The organism is Methanosarcina hadiensis, from assembly GCF_046529725.1.
GTDB classification, from domain to species: domain Archaea; phylum Halobacteriota; class Methanosarcinia; order Methanosarcinales; family Methanosarcinaceae; genus Methanosarcina; species Methanosarcina hadiensis.
Window position 1 is genome coordinate 652,014 of the sequence record NZ_CP136241.1, and the last position, 20,622, is coordinate 672,635.

Annotated in this window: 16 protein-coding genes and 2 tRNA genes; 14 read left to right on the forward strand and 4 right to left on the reverse strand. The window is 42.6% G+C overall.

Annotated elements, in window-relative coordinates; genetic code table 11:
• Positions 1–112: 112 nt before the first annotated feature.
• Positions 113–505 (reverse strand): RDD family protein, encoded by a 393-nt coding sequence (locus tag RSJ42_RS02895; RefSeq protein WP_410509221.1) that lies wholly within the window; start codon positions 503–505, stop codon positions 113–115.
• A 287-nt stretch (positions 506–792) separates the two neighbouring features.
• Between RSJ42_RS02895 and RSJ42_RS02900 the strand changes: the two genes are divergently transcribed.
• From RSJ42_RS02900 to RSJ42_RS02925, 6 genes are all read left to right on the forward strand, one after another.
• Positions 793–1,275, forward strand: a complete 483-nt coding sequence (locus RSJ42_RS02900) for a hypothetical protein (protein WP_410509222.1) — start codon at positions 793–795, stop codon at positions 1,273–1,275.
• The gene (locus RSJ42_RS02905) at positions 1,272–1,823 is read left to right on the forward strand and encodes a VTT domain-containing protein (protein ID WP_410509223.1); all 552 of its coding nucleotides are present in this window, start codon (positions 1,272–1,274) and stop codon (positions 1,821–1,823) included. The genes RSJ42_RS02900 and RSJ42_RS02905 overlap by 4 nt, the downstream gene beginning before the upstream one ends.
• Positions 1,824–1,988: 165 nt before the next feature.
• Entirely contained in the window at positions 1,989–2,351 is a 363-nt protein-coding gene (locus tag RSJ42_RS02910; RefSeq protein WP_410509224.1) for a hypothetical protein, read from the forward strand.
• A gap of 480 nt (positions 2,352–2,831) precedes the next feature.
• The gene (locus RSJ42_RS02915) at positions 2,832–3,968 is read left to right on the forward strand and encodes a DUF373 family protein (RefSeq protein ID WP_410509225.1); all 1,137 of its coding nucleotides are present in this window, start codon (positions 2,832–2,834) and stop codon (positions 3,966–3,968) included.
• Positions 3,969–4,032: 64 nt separating this feature from the next.
• Positions 4,033–4,809 carry an S-methyl-5'-thioadenosine phosphorylase gene (mtnP, locus tag RSJ42_RS02920; protein ID WP_410509226.1) on the forward strand — a complete coding sequence of 259 codons (777 nt, stop codon included), beginning with the start codon at positions 4,033–4,035 and terminating at the stop codon, positions 4,807–4,809.
• A gap of 553 nt (positions 4,810–5,362) precedes the next feature.
• Positions 5,363–7,843, forward strand: coding sequence for a DUF5814 domain-containing protein (locus RSJ42_RS02925; protein WP_410509227.1), 2,481 nt, complete (start codon positions 5,363–5,365; stop codon positions 7,841–7,843).
• Between the two features lie 63 nt (positions 7,844–7,906).
• Here the strand turns inward: RSJ42_RS02925 and RSJ42_RS02930 are convergent, their stop codons facing one another.
• A complete protein-coding gene (locus tag RSJ42_RS02930; protein ID WP_410509228.1) occupies positions 7,907–9,745 on the reverse strand; it encodes a carbon starvation protein A in 1,839 nt (612 codons plus the stop codon).
• 774 nt (positions 9,746–10,519) lie between these two features.
• Here RSJ42_RS02930 and RSJ42_RS02935 point away from each other — a divergent pair.
• The 5 genes from RSJ42_RS02935 to RSJ42_RS02955 all read left to right on the forward strand — a co-directional run bounded on the left by RSJ42_RS02935 (position 10,520) and on the right by RSJ42_RS02955 (position 12,849).
• Positions 10,520–10,921: a DUF3467 domain-containing protein gene (locus RSJ42_RS02935; RefSeq protein ID WP_410509229.1), complete on the forward strand. Its 402-nt coding sequence runs from the start codon at positions 10,520–10,522 to the stop codon at positions 10,919–10,921.
• Positions 10,922–11,400: 479 nt separating this feature from the next.
• Positions 11,401–11,625, forward strand: coding sequence for an LSM domain-containing protein (locus tag RSJ42_RS02940; protein ID WP_011034307.1), 225 nt, complete (start codon positions 11,401–11,403; stop codon positions 11,623–11,625).
• A 39-nt stretch (positions 11,626–11,664) separates the two neighbouring features.
• Entirely contained in the window at positions 11,665–12,054 is a 390-nt protein-coding gene (locus RSJ42_RS02945; RefSeq protein ID WP_410509230.1) for a helix-turn-helix transcriptional regulator, read from the forward strand.
• Positions 12,055–12,262: 208 nt separating this feature from the next.
• A tRNA-Glu gene (locus RSJ42_RS02950) sits at positions 12,263–12,340 on the forward strand.
• 431 nt (positions 12,341–12,771) lie between these two features.
• Positions 12,772–12,849, forward strand: a tRNA-Glu gene (locus RSJ42_RS02955).
• 234 nt (positions 12,850–13,083) lie between these two features.
• Here RSJ42_RS02955 and RSJ42_RS02960 read toward each other — a convergent pair.
• Complete coding sequence (locus tag RSJ42_RS02960) at positions 13,084–13,995, reverse strand: hypothetical protein (RefSeq protein ID WP_410509231.1); 912 nt, start codon at positions 13,993–13,995, stop codon at positions 13,084–13,086.
• A 443-nt stretch (positions 13,996–14,438) separates the two neighbouring features.
• Between RSJ42_RS02960 and RSJ42_RS02965 the strand changes: the two genes are divergently transcribed.
• The 3 genes from RSJ42_RS02965 to RSJ42_RS02975 are packed head-to-tail and all read left to right on the forward strand — an operon-like array spanning position 14,439 to position 17,236.
• Positions 14,439–14,963 (forward strand): tryptophan transporter, encoded by a 525-nt coding sequence (locus RSJ42_RS02965; protein ID WP_410509232.1) that lies wholly within the window; start codon positions 14,439–14,441, stop codon positions 14,961–14,963.
• A 3-nt stretch (positions 14,964–14,966) separates the two neighbouring features.
• Positions 14,967–16,454 (forward strand): ABC transporter ATP-binding protein, encoded by a 1,488-nt coding sequence (locus RSJ42_RS02970; RefSeq protein ID WP_410509233.1) that lies wholly within the window; start codon positions 14,967–14,969, stop codon positions 16,452–16,454.
• Positions 16,451–17,236, forward strand: coding sequence for an energy-coupling factor transporter transmembrane component T family protein (locus tag RSJ42_RS02975; protein ID WP_410509234.1), 786 nt, complete (start codon positions 16,451–16,453; stop codon positions 17,234–17,236). Before RSJ42_RS02970 ends, RSJ42_RS02975 begins: the two co-directional genes overlap by 4 nt.
• Positions 17,237–17,343: 107 nt before the next feature.
• Here RSJ42_RS02975 and RSJ42_RS02980 read toward each other — a convergent pair whose 3' ends face one another.
• Positions 17,344–19,989, reverse strand: coding sequence for a PGF-pre-PGF domain-containing protein (locus RSJ42_RS02980; RefSeq protein ID WP_410509235.1), 2,646 nt, complete (start codon positions 19,987–19,989; stop codon positions 17,344–17,346).
• Positions 19,990–20,622 lie beyond the last annotated feature (633 nt).

Sequence of the window (20,622 nt, forward strand, 5' to 3'; positions counted from 1 at the left end):
ATAATATAATTAACTGATTCAGTGAATAATCCATTCAATATATCAATAATATTAAACTGAGAAAACAAAGCAGAAGGTAAATAAATCTAAATATAAAAAGTCTGATAAAAGCTCAGTCTTCCCGGACAATAACCAGGGTTTTTGCAATTTTATCGTGAATTCCCTGCCTTTTTCCATTGAAGAAGACTGGCAAAAATCCAGCAAAAAGAGGTAAGGTAGCCAGAATTTTTCCTGCCAGGCGTTCGGTTGCGCGGGCAAAAGAGATTCTATTTCCTTTGAGGTCAGTTATGGAGATATTCATTGCCTGTTTGCCAATTGTCCCCTGAATGACTGAACTATCCTGACAGGCAAAATAGAGCCAGAACAGCAGAATTATCAGAATATATGCAAAAGTTCCTTCCCTCATTCCAAACGCAAATTGAATAAAAGACAGTAGAAGAAAAATTATAAAAACATCAATGATTGATGCCATCAGTCTTCTGAAAAAACCTGCATAATCTTGCATACTTCTCCCTTAAATTTTCTTTATACATTGAGCAAGTTATATTATAAAATTACCCCTTATAATCAAAAATTTTGCCCAGGTTCTTAGACTTAAATTTCTTTGACTTAAAAATTCTTAGGCTTAAAAATCTTAGATTTATAAGCTTCTTAAGTTTAAAGTTCAGAAAGTTGAAAAAAACTTAAGGTATTACTCCTTTCCAGATTTATCTTTTCCATTCTTATCTCGAACACTACCGGACAATTACTTACAAAAGGATTATGTTTATAACTGTTAAAAAGTAATTCGAGATGATGAAAGAAAGGATTAAAAAATACCTGAAAATTGCAATCTATACATTTCTAACCCTGTCCATACTTATTTTTCTGTCAGGTATTCTTATATTTTCCAATTCTTTTTTCCTTAATGCACATGTTAGTTTGCTTGTTAAACACAGCGGGACCGATCCCCACGAATTCCAGTTTCAGACTTACACGAAAGAAAAGTTTGCTCTGGAGTACTTTAACCTCTCGTTAAGCCCGGAGGATGATTTTATAGAGCTTTTTGAAAGCCATTACGGTACTCCCAATAAAAAAGACGAGTTCCTGATAGTCACTTATGATATTCAGGACCCGGCGGATAACCTTACCTATACCCTTTACGGGATAAACAGATATGCTGACATTGTCTATGTGAGCACCAGAAAAGTACATCATAATGATAAAAAAGGCGAATCTTTTCATAAACATATGAGGCTGCTAGCAGACCGGGCAGGAAGTGAGCGCCCGGAATGAATCGTAGAAAGTTTGCTTTTTATTTCTGGGTACTCCTGATAACAGGGGGAATCACGGCATACTTCTTTTTCCCGGACGAAATAAATCTCCTTTTTCTGGAAGGACTCTCTGAGGAATACCATTACATATCCCTGGTCATTTATTTCCTTCTTCTTTCGGTCAGAGGCCTTACCATGATTCCTTCAACCCCACTTCTGCTGGCAGGGGTGTTAATATTTGACCCTCTGGAACTCTTCCTTGTAAACATGGCAGGAATTCTCAGTTCTTCTACAATTGTGTACTATTTTTCAAGATACATAGGCTTTGACTCTTACTTTGAAACAAAGTACGAAAAATATGTCCGGAAAATAAAGAGAAGCATCAAAGACAAAGAACTCCCTGTGATTGTGGGCTGGAGTTTTTTCCCTCTTGTACCTACGGATTTAATAGTCTATATAGGGTCGAGTTTAAGAATTCCTGTCCTGAAGTGCCTGCTTGGAGTCTTTATGGGAGAATCCGTACTTAACGTATTTTATATCTTTTCAACGAATTTGATCCTGAAACCATGAAATCCGGTCTTACTTTTATAATGGCGGCATACAGAGAGTTGCCTGAAAAGAGCTCGATGGACAAAAATTTAAACAACTAAAACTTTAAACAACTTCCAGATAGTTTTATCTCATATTTTTGGAAAAAGACTGACTGAAGAACAAAAAACCGGAGACGAATTATCTGTGAAAAACCATTTTACCATCTTTTTTCTCCTGACCGTTATTTGCATTTCCGTTATCATTTCCGGCTGTACTGAGAATTATGGCAAAAACAATAGCGAATTAAACGAGACCACGGAAGAAGAGAGCAGACAGGTTGCTGAGGCCTATGTAAGAGACCTCGACTCTTACAAAACCTGCAACCTGACTGAACCGCTTCTTATGGAGACCAGAAATCTCAACTGCTCCTCCTGCTGGCAGTTCATCTACAGGTTTGACCTTGTTTCCGAAAAAGATCCTTCCGTGGTGGACACAGCTACGGTGACAGTCACAGTGGTCAAAGGTGAAATTATTGATGCCATTTATGTCCAGGGAGGCAGGTATTAAGCAAAATTCAAATTCTTATTGAGTTTCAAGTGTATTTTTGTGAGAATTTTCACGGAAACAGGCCAGCTTTAGTGAGAGGTCATATTAAGTGTCTATGGCCAGATTATGTGTCTATGGTCAGATTAAACGCTAAATGCCAGATTAAACTAAATGCCAGATTAAACTAAAGGCCAGATTAAACACCCAATACAATTTTATATCAATATTGTTAACATTCATGACTGTCTTTGCATTTTCAGCGCGTTTCATTTCCCTGTTGAAAAACAGGCATGGTGAAAACAAATTTAAAAAATAAATCTAATTACAGTACAGGCTTATAAAGTATAAATTAAAATAGTATGCTTGTAAAGAGTAAGGCATCTTAACTAATTGATAAAGTTTCCTGAAAGCTCCCGTGAGGATACATAAAAATTGAAGCGGTATGACCTTCAATAAAGATTAGCTCCCCTGGACAGAATACTTTCTTAAAAATGAGGAGACATGCAAACCTTAGTTATATGCATAGACAGGGATAATGATCTCGGCGAAAAAGCAAAAATGAGCACTCCTATTGTAGGGAGGGAGGCAAATGTTCAGGCAGCAGTTGCTCTCGGGATTGCCGACCCTGAGGATTCGGATACAAATACTATCTTCGGAGGAATCCGGATCCTTGACGAGCTCCGGGCTAAAGGAGTTGACGCGGAGATCGTCTCTTTCGCCGGGGACAAAAATGTCGGAGTAATCTCTGACCAGAAAATTGCCGAGCAGCTCGAACTCTATCTAAGGATGAATGAAGTACAGAGGGCAGTCTTTGTCTCGGACGGGGCAGAAGATGAGACCCTTGTCCCTATAGTACAGTCCAGGATGAAAATCGACTCCGTAAAAAGAATTGTAGTTATGCAGAGCGAAAATCTGGAAAGTACATATTATATCCTCAAACACGCCTTCAGTGACCCCAAGATATCCCAGACTTTTTTCGTGCCTTTAGGGCTTGCCTTCCTCATATACGCAATTTTTCTGCTTGCCCGTTATCCCGAAGGAGCAGTTGTCGGAATTCTCGCAGCCGTAGGACTTTACATGCTTTACAGGGGTTTTGGCCTCGACGACATTGTTGCCCTTGAGAAAGAAAAGCTCTGGGATGCCTTCCTTGAGCAGAGGATGGTTTTCATCAGCTATACTGCTGCCCTTCTTGTCAGTTTAGTAGCAACCGTATACGGAGCCATGGAAGTATGGAAGCTTTATTCCGCAGAAGGCGTCTGGTATCACGGTACCCTGACTCTTATCTCGGTTTTCGTCAATGTTTCTATCTGGTGGTATGCAGCAGCTTTGCTGCTTGCTGATATGGGAAAGATTTTCGACCTCAAGACTGATGGCAGGCCTATATATCGGAATATTTCAATCTCCCTCTTTGTGATTGCAACCGGTCTGCTCTTCTGGGGAGCAAGCACATATATCCTGGCAGCAGCCTCTTTATCTGACGGGTTATTAAGTGATCCTACCATTGCACTTCAGTACTTTGTATATTCGATTGTGATTGCAGTCCTTATTGCCCTTGCAGGGATAAAGTACTCCCTTTCAAACCAGATTCCGGAAAACGAGAAGAGAGCGAGAGGAAGAAAAAATAAAAAGATCGCATGAATTTCATATCCTCCAGAAGGGAATAATAAATTTGTTTTAAAAATGTGGGAAAGGAGATCCAAAAATGGATAAAGTAGATGAGGTTGCTGAGATTGCAGTTCTCGGAGGCGTAGGTTTTAACTCATACAGGGACTGTGAAAGTCATCCGGTAAAGACTCCCTATGGGGGGGTTACTGCGTATATTACCAGCATTAGGGGAAGAAATGTTGCAATTATACCCAGGCACGCTGAAGAAATTCATATCCCTCCTCATAGGGTCAATTACAGGGCAAATATCTGGGCAGTACACTCACTTGGGGTAAAGCGTGTAATATCCACAAACTCTGTTGGGTCAATGCGCGGGCATACGGTCGGCAGTTTTGTCGTGCTTGATGATTTTATAGATTTCACCTGCAGTAGACCTTCTACTTTTTATGACGATAAAACCGTGCATGTTGACGTTGTCGAACCTTATTGCCCTGAGATCAAAGAAGCTCTAAAGTCCGGGCTAGTGAAACAGGGCTTCCCCTATACCGAAGGGATTTATGCCTGCACTGAAGGTCCCAGGTTTGAGACGAGAGCCGAAATCCGCATGATGAGCCAGTTTGCAGATGTTGTTGGTATGACCGGGGTTCCGGAAGTAGTCCTTGCAAAAGAACTGGGCCTATGCTATGCTTCCCTTGCAATAGTTACAAACCAGGCATGCGGGATGACAACACAGAAATTAACAGCGGATGAAGTTACCGAAGTTGTCGGAAAAGCTCAGGACTCTATCTATGAAATCCTCTCGCATGCTATTGGGGAGATTCCAGAATCTCAGAACTGCATGTGCAGATTTGCAAAGGAAGGAGCCTGCCTTTAAAGATTTTGAGAATCAAGGGTGGATTCCAGGAACGAAAAACGGAAAAGTCTTAACTAATATGAAACTTTTCCTGTATTTACTTCCCAGCCTGGAATCTTTCTAACCTGGACTCCTTTATTTGACCAGATCTCTTAATTAAGCTCTGTTTCCTATTTAACTGGAACTATAGGGTCCGGCTTAGAATTCACTCCTTAACATGAAGACTTTCTTCTCCACGAGAACCGGAACGATTATTATATAATAATTAAGTAATAAATTATAAATACGATAGATATTATATACGGAGATATTATGAAGGCATTCCGAAAAGTGCTCAAAAAGGCATACACAGGAGGAAAATCAGGTGATATGCTTTGAAAGGTGCTTTTTTCTGGTAATCGGATGATCATTACATTTTGACATACATATATGCACCTCAACTTTTGACATTATTATATAGTTATTATTATACTGTTGCCTGACATAAAAACAAAGATATCATGTCGGCAAGGAAACGTTATTTTTCAAACTCAGAAGGAAGCTTACTTATACCATTTACATATCAGGATAAACAATGACACTGTGGGTCCTCGGTTACGCCGAAAAATCAAAAGTTATAGTAATGACAATAAAAGACCGGATGAAGCAGCCGCTTTCCGTGGCCGAGCTCAATATAAAGGAGAATTATAAAGGTCCACGCCCTCACAAAATCAGGCTTCTTACCGGCAAAAAGAATGAGGAGTTCATTCCTCCCCAGCAGTTCATAGAACTTTTACGGAGTGCAAACCGAATTATGCTGGCAGAAGGAGGGGACCCTGCAAATGAAGAGGCGTTCCTTGAAATGCTCAAAGCATTCCAGCTGAGTGCAGATAGAGTAAAGATCTGCAATCACTGCCGTATTAACAAGCGTTTTAATTTCGTAAACAGCAAGTCAATCAAGTATCATGATGAGCTTATCTGTGCAGAGTGTGCAAAAGAAGAACTCCTGCGTGCAGTACGTTCTGCAGGTTCACAGTACGGAGAAAAGTCCGTTGATTTCCTTGAGCAGGTTCTTCACAAGACAAGGGACCTTGACAGGACTATCCGTATGCTAAGCCCGGAAAGGCTTGACCCTGAATTCACACGATACGATACAATCAGGACAACACCTTCGGAAGCAAAGGTCAGGGTAAAGAACCTTCCCCTTGCGAAAAAGTTCAAAGAAATGCTTCTTGAGAAATCAGAAACACTTCTCCCGGTGCAGGCACTCTCAGTAGAAGCCGGGCTTCTGGAAGGAAAAAACCAGTTTGTGGTTTCTGCGACCGCAACCGGAAAAACTCTTATCGGGGAAATGGCAGGAGTTCAGAACCTGCTGGACAAAAAGGGCAAAATGCTTTACCTGGTCCCTCTTGTAGCCCTTGCAAACCAGAAATATGACCAGTTTACGGAACGATATTCTAAGCTCGGGCTCACAACTTCAATCAAAATCGGTGCAATTCTCATAAAAACCTCCCAGCGCGTGAAGATGCACACAAGTCCCAATGCCGATATTATTGTGGGGACCTATGAAGGCGTAGACCACATGCTGCGCGCAGGAAATACTGATTACCTGGGCAAGATTGGGACTGTTGTTATAGATGAGGTCCATACCCTTGAGGACCAGGAAAGAGGGCACAGGCTTGACGGGCTTATAGGAAGGCTCCGTTATGTGGCTCCTGAAGCCCAGTTTATATATCTCTCGGCAACCGTTGCAAACCCTGCAGGATATGCAAAGAAACTCGGAGCACAGCTTGTCCGCTATGAACACAGGCCTGTTCCTATAGATCGGCATCTCCTTTTCTGTCAGGACAGCGAAAAAGCAAAATTGATTTCCCAGCTTGCAAAAGAAGAGTATTCGATGTTCTCCTCGAAAAATCACAGGGGACAGACAATAGTCTTTACGAACTCAAGGAGAAACTGCCATAAGCTTGCAGCAGCCCTTTCAATCCGGGCATCCCCTTACCACGCAGGGCTTTCTCAGTATGAAAGAAAGAAAGTGGAAACCCTTTTTGCAAAAGGAGAACTTCCTGTAATCGTAACTACTGCCGCTCTTGCATCTGGGGTGGATTTTCCGGCTTCTCAGGTTATATTCGAGTCCCTTGCAATGGGCATAGACTGGCTTTCTGTCCAGGACTTCCTGCAGATGAGCGGAAGGGCAGGCAGGCCAGATTATCATGACCGGGGCGTTGTCGTGCTCATGCCAGTTCCAGGGAAATCCTATTCAAGTGCACAGTCCGATACCGAAGAAGAGGTTGCAATAAAGCTGCTGCAGGGAGAGATGCTTTCCGCAGGAGTGAAGTACGGGGAAGCTGAACAGCTTGAAGAGGTGCTCGCCTCGGTTGCGGTTACTTCTTCGGTCCAGGATTTAAGGAATATACATACCCTTATGTTTGGAAGCTATGACCTGGATAAACTGGTTTCCAGGCTCCAGAGCTACAGGTTCCTTGAGAAAAAGGGAAACAAAGTGGCGCTTACAAGGTTCGGTAAAATCATTTCAGCCCATTTTCTCCCGGTCTCCAAAGCTTTCCTTATTAGGGATGCCGTACTCGAAGAAAACAGTCCTATTAAAATTGTAACTAACCTGGAATTCTTCGATGCTGCATACTTTAAGTACGCAAACCAGATTGGAAGCTCTCTGCATGTCAATATGCCTGCCAGGGTCTTTCAGGGGGCAGCCCTTGATATTGTCTTTGACGGAGAATCCCTGTCCCATCTCGACATAAAAATAAGGGAACTTATGCTGAACTTTGCTTCGGATTTTTTAACCTGCGGGTGCAGAGATTCCCCTTACTGCGGGTGCGCAGAGCAGAAGTTTTCAGAGAAGATTATCCGCCTGCGTATGGAAGGTCAGGACCCCTCTCATATCATCAAAACCCTTGAGGATAAATACGGCATCTCAGCATACCAGGGAGACGTTTTTGGGTACCTGGACAACGCAGTGCGCAACCTTGACGCTGTCGAGCTGATTGCAAGGGTCCATTCGAAAAAAGACGTTGCAGAAAACGCAAAGAAACTCAAAAAGAAAGTCCAGGGCTGAGTTTTGTTAAATACATAATGAATTAAGAGTTCAGGAAAGGACCTGGGTCCAGCCCTGCACTGCTTATATTTTTGGCTGCTCGCAAGCCCCTACTGCATCTATTTTTACAGGAATGATACTGCCAGACCCATTAAAAGGTTTGCCACGGGAATGAATGAGTCCATACCATTTTTTAAAGGCTTCGATGAAGATGACGGCTGTGAGGATCATCAGTATGCCGCTCATAAAGCTCAGCATATACAGACCTTTAGGCAGATAGTTTGTAGTAATATTCAGGTATCCGGCACTGAAAGTAATAGGTATCAGGAATAATCCTGGTATGGCTGTGACCAGAGCATACTTGCCTTTTCCCATAGCCAGTATCATGGTTGTGCCTATTATAAGGGCGCATGCTGCCAGCAACTGGTTAGACATGCCGAATATGGGCCAGATAGTAGCTATATCGCCTGTATAAAGCAAATATCCCCATGATGCTGTGAAAGCAAGGCTTGTTACAGCAATCCCTGGCATCCAATTTTTCTCGCTGAGCTTTGGGACCGCTTTGCCAATCATCTCCTGCAAAAGATACCTGCCAGCCCTCGTTCCCGTGTCTACGGCAGTCAGGATAAAAAGTGCTTCAAACATTATGGCAAAATGATACCAGTATGCCATCAGCCCTTTCATGAAGGGAAGAGATGAGAATATATATGCCATTCCTACAGCCAGAGAGACTGCACCTCCGGTTCTTCCCTGAAGGCTTTCTCCTACGCCAGCAGCCAGTTCAGGAAGATGAACCGGTGTCATGCCCATTGTAGCGTAAACTGAAATCGGGGCATTTATGGCAAAGTAATCCTGCGGCAAAAGAACGCAAGCTGCAATGAGGGCCATTATTGCTACGAAGCCTTCCACTATCATGGCACCGTATCCGATGAAAAGAATATCTCCTTCGCTCGATATCATTTTTGGTGTTGTGCCGCTTGCTATGAAGGAGTGAAAGCCGGATATTGCACCACAGGCTATGGTAATAAAAAGAAATGGGAAGACTGCTCCCTGTATTACTGGTCCTCCTCCGTGTATGTAAGCGGTTAATGCAGGCATATTCATTTCAGGATGAACAAGGAATATGCCGAGTGTGAGTACGAAAATAGTTCCCAGTTTGAGATATGTGGACAGGTAATCCCTTGGGCAGAGCAATAGCCAGACTGGAAGTACGGATGCTGCAAATCCATATAATGGAATTGATAATGCCAGAATATTTTTTGAAAAGGTAAGCATTGGAGCCAACACAGGGCTGGCAGCTACATAAGGTCCAAGATATATGGTTAGAGCCAGCAGAGCTACACCCAAAATGCTCCCGCCTCTGACATCTCCAGGTTTTAAAACGTGGGTATAGAATCCCATTAGCAGAGCAATAGGTATGGTACAGATAACCGTAAATACTCCCCAGGCGCTATCAAACAAAGCATTGACAACAGAAATAGATAGTCCGGCGAGCGTCAGTATGAGGATAAACAATACTGCAAAAGAAGCCACTATTCCAGCCACGCTCCCGATTTCCTCTTTTGCAATAAAGGGAAGGCTTCTACCCTGGTGTTTAACCGAAGCGAACAAAGAAACCATATCATGAACAGCTCCTGCGATTACCGCTCCGATTATTATCCAGAGGGCTCCGGGGAGGTATCCGAACTGGGCGGCAAGAACAGGCCCTATCAGTGGACCCGCGGCTGCAATGGCTGCGAAATGATGTCCAAAAAGAACGTATCTGTTTGTCTCATGATAATCATGGCCATCGGCCATAGTTTTGGCTGGAGTTGCCCTACCGGGATTAATCTCTAAAATTTTTGTGGCTATATAAAGACCATAATATCTGTAAGCAAGTGCAAATATACTCAAAGCAGCAAGCACAAGAACTAAAGAATTCAATTTTTTCCTCCTTTTTGTAACTGTCCAGCTATTGTGTAATCACCACTATATGCCGGTTTTCATTACCGGACAAGTCAAATCTGAATTTATAACAAAAATAAAAACAGTTCCTTCAATATCAAAATTTAAAATATCGTAATGTGTACCGTTTATTTTTTAAAACTAAAATACAGTTTAATAATTGTTAAACATTCAAACATTTACCAATATTTTTTGTAATTTTTATAAAAACTAAAATTTATGAGTAAGTATTTATAACTTCCTGTCTTAATTTGAACACTAAAGCTACTTAGCTAAATGGTAGAATTTTTGTGGAAGACAATTATTCCATTATTTAATCGAGCAAAAATGAAGTTTAACAGGTTATTATTCTGAGAACAGGGCCATCGCTACCTAAATGTTATAAATGTTGTGTGATATCTGAAAGGTAATCGCTTCCATAAATCTAAAAAATAAACAGTTGACCACATTATAATAATAACAAATCAAACATAAGGATGTATGTCACTTTTACTTAATTATTTCTCAATTACTATACTCCAAAAAAGGCTTAAAAAAGCTTTAAATATTAAAATTAGTTCAAAATATGGGTTTTGGATAACAAAAGGTTATTGCATATAACTTTCTATAGAGGAGAGTAAAATATCTCTGTTAATATTGAGAAATGAATTGCTTATATCAAATGACTATCCGGTATCTTTAAGGATAGGCCGGCATTTAAAATTATAACTTGACCTAAAAACGTTTCTGATAACTGAATATAGAGGAAATTTTATGACCGAGGGCATTGAATCCAGGGAAAATGAAGAAAATGTAGCTTCTAAGAAAGGAAAAAAAAGTATTACAATAGAGTTTATAAAGCCCGAAGAATTCCGGCAAATATATGCAATAGGAGCTGCAGGCGGGCATAGCCCTTATGATTTCAGGATCGGGTTTTACAATGATACGCCAAAGATGTTTGGAGATTCTTCTGAATCCAGGGTTATAGAAAGGCGCGTTGAAGCCGAAATTATACTCTCTCCGGTTGCAGCACTTGAATTAAACCGCTGGCTGACTCAGCATATAAACGAATACGAATCTGTTTTCGGGCCTATTGCAAGAGCAATCCCGAGAGTCTCAAAAAAAGAGCCCGCAAAATCTGTTGATGAAAGCACGAATATTCAGGGTTATATCTAATCAGGATATTGCCGAAGCTAAAACTATGTTTATGCCGCGCATGCCCTGATCGGGAACTTTGAGCTCAGATTGTAAAGGTTGGATAGGATATTTAAACTGCATAAAAATCAGGCTGTAGTATGGCTGTAGTATTTTCCTGTTTTAGCTTACTCTCTTTCCGATACAGGTCAGCTTCGTTTTAGCCTGTCAGTCTGATTTATGATTTGAGAGGCTCATAATGCTCTTCTGACACTCCGGGCATCGATGGTTATATATCTCTGAAAAGGATATGTAATTTCAGTTTTCTTAAGAGCCGGTGGAGTGATAGTTCGGAATGTTTTTTCAGTTGCTGGCAGGAAGCAGCTGATAAAGGCAGCAGGCTTGTTGTAAATATATAGATTGCCCTGACACAATTTGCCCTGCCCGGCTTTGGAATAAGAGAAGCAATACCCGGGAGTAGGGGAACCGAAAATTCAGAACAAATCAGCGAGGGTTTAAATTTGTTCCCAAATAAAAAAGTTCAGAAAATCGTTGGATCAAGGATCCAGGTAGAAATGAAAGGCGACCTTAACTTGCTTGAAGGCACTCTGAAGAGTGTGGATGACTATATGAATCTTCATCTTGTTGATACGATGGAGATCGTAAAAGGAGAAAAAGTCCGCTCCCTTGGTTCCGTAGTGCTCAGAGGCAATAACATCATACTGATCACTCCTGTCGAAGACTGAGACGTCTGAAGAAGGAACTTCATTAGTGTGGAAACAGGCATGGATCTTGAAGAAGAAGCATACAATATAATAAGAAGACACAAAGACGGCGTCTTCCAGAACGTTATCTGGAAAGAGCTGGATATTGACAGCAGGAAGTGCTCCAGGATCATAAAAAAGCTTCTGGATAAAGACCTTATCATCCGTGAGGTGGGAGTCTCAAACGGAGCAAGGACCTATCTCCTTAAAGCGAAAGAGGAGGTTAAAGAAAAATACGACCTTCTGCTCTCCGGGGATATGTTTTCAGCCTGTACCGGCTGTACCGGAGACTGCGAGCCAGAATACTGCGGAAGACTCAGCGAATGGATCGGAAACCTTATGGTAGAAGAAGCTGAGAAGCCCGGAGAAGCTGAAGGTGAGGGAGAATTCGAAGAAGAGATTGAAATATAAGCTGGCATATCTAAAGCTTCGATAATGTGTAAGCTATAAAATTTACAATAGACCCGAGGGTCTAAAAAGATCTGGACAGATCTTGAATAGTGAGTTCTATAATAAGTTCTCTGAAACTCTCTGCACTCGATAACTATTTATACGAGAAACCCTTATTGAAGAACCCCCTTCAATAAGGGAAATTAAGTCAGCTTAAAACACTCAGAACGCTCCGGTAGTGTAGTCCGGCCAATCATTCCGGCCTTTCGAGCCGAAGACTCGGGTTCGAATCCCGGCCGGAGCACCATAATTTTTTAGCCGTTAAAACCTTTTAACTGTTCTTAAAAATCTTATCTGCTAATTCTATTGTTATATATCTATTAATTGTTCTGTTAACTTTTATATCTGATAAATTTTTTATTAACTGTTATGTCTGCTAAGTATTCTTAAACTCTTATTTCCTGATTATACTGCATTTTTCCTTTCTCTATTGCTCTATTTTTTTCTATCATTTTTTCGTTGTTGCCTCGCTTTGCAAAGTTTCTGAGCCATGAGCAGGCTTTCCAGATAATGTTTTTGAGACAGTACCTCCTTACTCTGTGAAAAACTGAGTTTATTCCCGGAAAAATTAGATCAATAAACCATTTTTGGCTGGCAAACTGCACCAGAAGATCGCAGAGAAGGGACAGATTTATATATTACAAGGTATATTGTTGGTCTCGCTGTGAGATGCGATGTGCTCCGGTAGTGTAGTCCGGCCAATCATTCCGGCCTTTCGAGCCGAAGACTCGGGTTCGAATCCCGGCCGGAGCACCAAATTTTATTCCTTTTTCCAGTATGTTTTTTGTGCAGTGTGAAAAGCAGATTTTTGAGTATTTTCTTTGAAAAAATTCTTCTAATTCTTATCCGAAATTCTTCCAATTCTTATCCGAAATTCTTCCAATTCTTATCCGAAATCCTTCAGTCCTGAATGCTGCACTATCTTTTCCTTCATATTCTAAACACCCTATTTGTCGGAAACCTGATCTGTCAGCCTGCCAGCCTGAACGCTCAGCCTCTTTTAAGGATCTGCCTGTGGAATTCTTTTATTTCCTGAATTTTTTCCAGGTTCTGTTCTTCATCAAGAATTCCTGCAGTGCTCAGGAGTTCAAGCTCTCGTTTTCCTGCGCTTACAGCATTTTCCATTTCCTGTTCCTTTGCAAGGATTCTGAGAGTTTCCAGAGCCCATACTGTCTGGACAAGTGCATTTTTAGATCCCATTTGAAATAGCTCCCTTCCCAGCTTCCCAAGGGTCTTGATAACAGATTTTACACGGGGCTCGTTTTGTTTCCTTACAGCAGCGGAACCCAGCTCTTCAAGGAGAATTGCAGCACCTACGGCATCCTTCTCTATTCCCTGCTCAGCTGAAGAAACCCCGATTTCTCCCAGGTAGTTTAAGGCGGTATCCCAGGTCTCTGAAAGGTTTTCTTCCATTGCTTTCATGGCCAGCCGCATAAGGTATACTTCCGAAAGGCCTGTCATGATCTCCATTTTTTTTCTTGAAGAGGCTTTCCCGACATTTCCCAGAGATTCTGCCGCACTTTTTGCTGCTGCGTCCAGGTTCTTTCTTCCAAACTCCAGTGAAAGGTTTCCGAGAACAGACAGCGCTTTTAATGCGAGAGATTCCCTTTCCCGGTCCGCAGCCTCCACAACTACTTCTCCAAGGGCGAGAGCAGAAGCTATTGATGCGGTTTTCATTCCTCTTTCTGCAGTTTCCCTGCCAATGTCTCCCATAGCAATTATGAGAGCTTTTGCATCGAGCTCATATTCCGCAGTAATGTTCAGGTTTACGAGATTTATTGCAAAACCCCTGAGGCCGTTAAAAGCTTCTATTACTCCCTCTGCATCTCCGTCATAGACGCTTCTTAGCCCTTCTTCAATCATCCTGACTTCAGCCAGTTCACGTTCTTCTACCGAAGACATACAACACCCCGGAAAATAGTCTTTGTTAGTATTAAAATGTCCTTCATTGTTAAATGTCCTGAATCGTGATCAGTTTTCCTGTCAGGGAGTTTCCCCTTTGAGTGTTCTTTTTAAGACTAACTGGTCCGTACGACAGTAAACGACTGCAGTTCAGTATTTTCATCGACTGTATTGAACCCCGGGAATTCTGAGCCAAAAGATGCAAAGACAAAGGTGTTAAGCGCGGAAAAAAGCACAAAAATGAGTAATAAAGCGCAAAGTACATATACTAATGTACATTATTATGCTTCATTGTACTATATTGTAGTATCAGCTTATTATGTTCCACCAGTTTACCGGATTTAAGTGGCATTTAACGGATATTTAACGGATGTATAACTCAATTGATTGTGGTATTTGTATTGAGGGAAGTCCTCAGAAAACGAAACAGGTAGATGATTTTAATGAAATCTCAGGATATTGCTGTCGTTGGAATTTTACTCGCAGTAGGTGCGATAGTTCGATATTTATCCCTTGTAATCCCGGGACCCATTGTCTCGAATCTCGTAATAGCTTTTTACTGCCTTGCTATTATCCTTGTTATACCAACATTCACCGAAGTAATAGGCATAGGGGTTGTGGCAGGAATAGTTTGCGCCCTTTTAAGTCATTCAATTTTTCCTCCTGCAAACCTTATCAGTGAGCCTATTGGCGCGGTAATCTGCCTTGCCATGTACAGAACCCTTATGGGAAGGCTTTCAGTCTCTCCCGCCATCTCAACCCTTATTGGGACTCTTGCCAGCGGGATCAGCTTCGTGGCTATTGCAATGATTATGGTTGCCCCTTCGATCCTGACCAAATACGACACTATGGGAGCGTTTGTAATAGCTATTGTCCCTATTGTTGGGTTGACTGCGATTGCTAACTCAATAATTGCCCAGATCCTTTATGTTCCCGCTTCAAAGGTACTCTCCCGGGGGAAAGCATAAAACATGATTGAACTCAGGAACTTCTCTTACACCTACGGGGCAGCAGAAAAACCTGCTTTAAAAAACATAACTCTGGATGTCAAAAACGGTGAACTGCTCCTTGTTACAGGGCACAGTGCAGCCGGAAAAACCACCCTTGCCCTTGCAATGGCGGGCATCCTTCATCACGAGCTTGGCGGCAAAATTGAAGGGAACCTCAGCTTCAAAAATAAGGATATAAAGGAATTTGACGGCATGAAAGAGTTGAGCCGGCACACAGGGATGGTCTTTGATGACGCAGAATCCCAGCTAATCTTTACAACCGTTGAAGAGGAAATCCTTTCAGGGCTCGAAAACCGCGGGCATCCGGGAAAAGAGGTTCTCCGCAGGTTAAATGAGGTGACGAAACTGTGTGAAATCAGCCATCTGATGCAGAGGGCTCCTCACACTCTTTCCGGGGGCCAGAAGCAAAAAGTTGCCCTTGCTGCGACTCTTGCCCTTGATACGGAAGTCCTGATTCTTGACGAGGCTACTGCAGAACTCGACAAGCAGGCAGTAAAAAAGGTATTCTCTGTCCTGAAAAGGCTCAAAGAAGCCGGGAAGACAATAATAATCGTGGACCACAATATTGAGGACTTCCTTGAAATAGGAGACAGGGTTGTGCTTCTTGAAAAGGGAGAAATAAAGGCTATAAAGAGCCCAGTGGATTTTGCAGTATTTGAAGATTCTGACCTTTCTTTTAATGGCAGGGAGCATCCTCTCCCTCAAAAAGAAGGGCAGCCTGTTATTTCCGTAAAAAAGCTAACCCAGCGCTACGGAGATTTCACCGCTCTTGATGATCTTGACATCGAGATTCAGTCCGGAGAGCTCGTTGCAATCCTTGGAGAAAACGGCTCAGGCAAGACTACTCTTGTCAAGCATTTCAACGGCCTCCTGCGCCCTTATTCCGGAAGCGTGACTGTAAAAGGACTCGATACTTCCAGGATTCCTGTTAATGAGCTCGTAAAACATATGGGGCTGGTTTTCCAGAACCCTGACAATATGCTTTTTGAAGATACCGTTGAAGCCGAGATCGCTTTCGGGCTAAATAATATCGGAATAACCGGCTCTCAGGCAGCCGAAGCAATTACCCGTTCCCTTGAACTCGTGAACCTGCAGGGCAAAGAGAAGGTATTTCCGCGCCACCTGAGCCGCGGGGAGAGACAGAGGCTTGCAGTTGCCTGTGTAATTGCAATGCGGCCTGAATTAGTAGTACTTGACGAGCCCACAACAGGCCTGGACGCGGAAGAGTCCGACAGGATGATGCAGCTTATGAAAAGGCTCCAGCAGGAAGGCCACACCATAGTTATGGTAACTCACAATATGCAGATAGTAAAAAACCATGCTGAAAGAGTCATACGAATGGATGCCGGAAGGATCGTGGAAGATTCGGCTAACAGGACTCACGGTTCTTTAAGTAAAGAGACAAGATGCACTGAAGCAGAATGCGCTGACAGGGGAGTAAATGCATGAAAGAAATTATGCAGTACATTAACAGGGACAGCTTTTTACACAGAATGAATCCGCTATCTAAAATTGCTGCCGTCACCGGGATAATACTCCTGAGTGTATTTACCACAGACTCTACAGTCCTTGGCCTGCTTGTCCTTGGAATTTTTCTGGCTTCCCTTAAAGCCGGGCTCCAGCAGGAACTCCTGAGGCAGCTAAAACTCCTTATATTTTTAAGCCTGACTCTTATCCTGCTCACGATCTTTACCCTTAGAAGTGGGGATACTATCGGATACCTTATTCCAGCCGGCACTCTTGCTGCCCGGGGCCTGGTCCCTGTAACAACCGGAGCCCTGGACTTCGGGACTGTCCTTTCCCTGCGCTTCTTTGCAATGCTCTTTGCTTTCCAGCTCCTTGTGGTTACAACAAAGCCAAGCGATCTCATGAAAGCCCTTATGGAAATCCATGTCCCCGTGGACTATGTTCTTATGTTCGTAATTGCTCTCCGCTTTATCCCGAGCCTGCAGGTAGAAGGCCAGCGCATTCACGAAGCCCAGCTTGCCAGAGGCTACAATCCCGGAAAAGGCGTACGCGGAAAGATAAGAAGCGTTAAGCCAATCCTTGTGCCTCTTGTAGCAAATTCCCTTGGCAGGACTCAGGTACTTGGCCTGACAATGGATATGAGGGGTTACAGGAGCCGCCGGAGCGCAGAGAAGCAAAGGCTGTCCTGGAACAGGACAGATATGGCAGCAGTCGGATTTGTCGTTCTTATGGGGATCGGAGTCATCATAACAGGATTGATGTAATTCCTGAAAAGGGACAGTTTCTTAATCAAATGCTTTTTCAGAAACCAATTTATATCTAAAACGTAAAAAAGAAAAGAGAAGAAAAACCGAAAGCAGTTGAGAGTTTTTCAATTCTGCTTCCTTACAATAAGGAACCCCAGATAGCCTGTTACCGAAAGCAGTGCTATCGCTGCGAATGCTCTCAAAACTTTTCTACCTATTATTCGTTCAGTTTCTCCGGCTATCGGGAAAGTCTTCGGATCAGAATCGCTTTCATTCACAGCAATTGTTGAAATTCTCAGGGAATCTGAGTTTTGTTTTCCAGTTAATCCTACCAATGCTTCCATTACATCTGCACTCCTCACTGATGGAATTGGAGAAGGCTCTTCGGCTTTTTCAACAGCCTCAACCGGAAGGGCGGTTATGGCGAAGGATGAGAAACCCGGAGTTTTTGCTTCAAAATAGATGTACCTGTCGTCTTCACCCGACTGGCGGATAGACAGTTCTTCCCATTCCCCGCTGCTGAACCTCCAGAGCCTGATAGAAACCGGATCGACATCATTTGAATTAATCCAGTTCCTCTCAACTCTGAAACCGATAACAGCATTTTCAATGTTTTCAGGGTCTGCAGTCCCTTTATTTCCAACCCATATATTCATGTTTTCGTAAACCTTGCCCGAAGGAAGCTCAGATACACGTGCGGATTTATTCTTCAACATCTCAACAATGGTTGTAGTCTTTCCTGCGGTGCGTTTGGAGTCAAATTCCACATAAGTTACGCAGGTTACGTTTTTCGGAAAAGTGAACTTAACATGCTTACCATTGGTGATATACTGCTGTGAAAGCTCTTTTATCCTGACGTTGCTTGCCGGCTCAGGAGAACCGCCGGCTCCTCCACCACCACTGCTGCCGCCGGAAGAAGATTTACCTCCGCTTTTACCTGAAGTGGAAGAATCTGAAGTAGAAGAATCTGAGGTGGAAGAAGAGGGGCTCTTTACGCTAAGTGACATTATTTTTTCATTATTCCCTTCATCGGATTCGTAAACCTTATTTTCCGTATCCACAGTTGCTTTTATATCAATATTTCCCGAGGCAGTCTGAACCCAGTTGAATGTAACAGACTCATTGGAGCCGGCTTCAAGTCCTGAAAGAGGATAGGAATAAATTTCGCTTCCGTTGATGTAGCATTTCACAGTACAGGCTCCGGAAGGCCCGAAGCCGTTGTTTGCAGATGTGATCCTGAAAGTTATGCTGTCATTTTCAGACGGCTCTGCAGGGTCCCATGAAATCTCCTCTATTACCAGGTCAGGATATACTGGCTTCCTGGAAATAGTCCCGCTGATACTCTGTTCGGCAAAACCGAGGCTTTCATGGTCTGCAGAAATTCTTAGTATATAGAAGACAGGGAACGCTCCTGTACTGCTGTTTACAGGTATCCACTGGTTTGAAAACACTCCGTCACCTGCTGTAACATCCAGGTGTGTCCCGTCATCAAATAACTGGAGTTCCGGGTCTCCGTTGCTGAAGTTAGCTCTGATATATTTAAAGCCGGAACCCTGGACCGGGTTTCCGGAGCTGCTGGTAACCCTGACAGTGATAAGTTCAGGAGTCTCCTGGACTGCAGCAAAATTCATTTTGGGAGAGAGTATTTCCATATGCAGATAATCCGGGTCTTCATCTGTGTCCTGGTCGGAATTATCAGGAGATTCTACGCCATCGGTTCCGTCAGAAGGAATCTCCTTTATATAAGCATTGAAGTTTGAAGAGAAAGCAATTTTTTGACCGTCAGGGCTCCATGAAAAGTCGTAAATGCCCTCAAGGTTTTCTGTTAACTCTTTTTCGTTATCCCCATTAGAATCCATAATCCATAAGCTGTTATGTCCAGCCCTGCCGGATATGAAAACTATATTGCTTCCATCAGGAGAAAAACATGGAGAGTAATCTTCCGAACTGTTATCAGTAAGCTGTGTTTTCCTGCTCCCATCGGTGTTTATGACATATATATCGGAATTCCCGACTTCGTTTGAAGAATACAGTATTTTAGAGCCATCCGGAGACCATACTTCAGACTGCCAGGGCTGGACCTGCTGCCTTATTTCACCTTCAGCAAGAAACTCCCTTCCAGAACCGTCTGAGTTCATTAAATAAATTCCCGCACGGTCTTCCCCGGAATATCTGGCTTTAAATATTATCCGGGAGGAATCCGGGCTCCACGCCAGAGCTAAGATTTCAGCAGCACCGGCAATAGTCCGTTCATTCGACCCATCAGGGTTCAAAATAACCAGTCTGTCAGGCCCGGTTTCGTCATGGGAAATGAAGGCAATCCTTGACCCGGCAGGAGACCATACACAGCCGGAAATCCCTGCAAAGTCCTCCCCATAACTCTGTTTTTTCAGCTCGAAATTGTCCGAACCATCGGAACCCATAATGTAAAGATAAAGATCGTCAACCGCATCATAGCTGTAAAGTATGCTCGTGCCGTCAGGAGACCAGATATGGTCTTTTTCGTTGTAAAAGAAATTGGTTAACTGAGTTTCTTTTGAACCATCCGTGTTAATCTTGTAGATATCCAGACCGTAATAGGGATCACCTGGGGTTACAGAATTGTCCCGGACGAAAAGGATCTCATTCCCACTCGGGGACCATACTGGCACCGAGGCGTTCTTTGCCAGACTGATAGGGCCTGTATCGTCATTCGGTCCGGATGAAACAGGATAAGGAAATATAAATATTAATGCAATAAATAAACTAAATAGCTTTAAGGATGTTCTCATAACCTGCCCCCAAGAATATGATGTATAGTGATATAGTGAATTGAAGATTTACCCACAGTTATCTGAAATAATGTCTAAGAAAATTATATATCTACAAGAAATTTAATTCCTGAAATAAAATTAGAAGCAAATGTCAGTGAACAGTTAGAATGTTGGCAGGTTCTTCAAAGTTTAATAGAAATAATCCTCAGGACAACTCAACCGGTGCGGGTATTAAAAAGTGTCTGATTTTAAAAGTTGGCTTTAAAAGTTGGCGATAGAAATAGACTATCTAAAAAAACATGAAGTATTAGCTGTTTAGTATGGGTTTTAAACAATAATATTGATATAAATAATTAAAAGTGAAGTGCCTTAATTTTTTTATCATAAGAGAATCGGGTTGACATTGCCTGCCTCTCGTTTCGGGATAAATGAACCTTCCTGCACAGCTTAAATAAATAGACCAGCACATGAATTAGACGAGCACAGGAATAAACGAATACCAAATGCCGTAATTGCCGGGCGGCCCGAAGCATACAATCCTGATCCTTCGGGTCAGGTGCTTCAGAACTGGTGACGACCGCCCTCTATCTGGTTTCCCCGGGTAGAGAAAACTACTCTAATATTAGTCTAATATTAGTCTAACATTACCTA

Excerpts from the sequence above, each read along its gene's own strand:
- RSJ42_RS02905 (WP_410509223.1), top strand. The coding sequence starts at position 1,272 with ATGAATCGTAGAAAGTTTGCTTTTTATTTCTGGGTACTCCTGATAACA.
- RSJ42_RS02980 (WP_410509235.1), bottom strand. The coding sequence starts at position 19,989 with ATGAGAACATCCTTAAAGCTATTTAGTTTATTTATTGCATTAATATTT.
- RSJ42_RS02925 (WP_410509227.1), top strand. The coding sequence starts at position 5,363 with ATGACACTGTGGGTCCTCGGTTACGCCGAAAAATCAAAAGTTATAGTA.
- RSJ42_RS02915 (WP_410509225.1), top strand. The coding sequence starts at position 2,832 with ATGCAAACCTTAGTTATATGCATAGACAGGGATAATGATCTCGGCGAA.
- RSJ42_RS02965 (WP_410509232.1), top strand. The coding sequence starts at position 14,439 with ATGAAATCTCAGGATATTGCTGTCGTTGGAATTTTACTCGCAGTAGGT.
- RSJ42_RS02895 (WP_410509221.1), bottom strand. The coding sequence starts at position 505 with ATGCAAGATTATGCAGGTTTTTTCAGAAGACTGATGGCATCAATCATT.
- RSJ42_RS02945 (WP_410509230.1), top strand. The coding sequence starts at position 11,665 with ATGGATCTTGAAGAAGAAGCATACAATATAATAAGAAGACACAAAGAC.
- RSJ42_RS02900 (WP_410509222.1), top strand. The coding sequence starts at position 793 with ATGATGAAAGAAAGGATTAAAAAATACCTGAAAATTGCAATCTATACA.
- RSJ42_RS02970 (WP_410509233.1), top strand. The coding sequence starts at position 14,967 with ATGATTGAACTCAGGAACTTCTCTTACACCTACGGGGCAGCAGAAAAA.
- RSJ42_RS02975 (WP_410509234.1), top strand. The coding sequence starts at position 16,451 with ATGAAAGAAATTATGCAGTACATTAACAGGGACAGCTTTTTACACAGA.
- mtnP (WP_410509226.1), top strand. The coding sequence starts at position 4,033 with ATGGATAAAGTAGATGAGGTTGCTGAGATTGCAGTTCTCGGAGGCGTA.
- RSJ42_RS02960 (WP_410509231.1), bottom strand. The coding sequence starts at position 13,995 with ATGTCTTCGGTAGAAGAACGTGAACTGGCTGAAGTCAGGATGATTGAA.
- RSJ42_RS02935 (WP_410509229.1), top strand. The coding sequence starts at position 10,520 with ATGACCGAGGGCATTGAATCCAGGGAAAATGAAGAAAATGTAGCTTCT.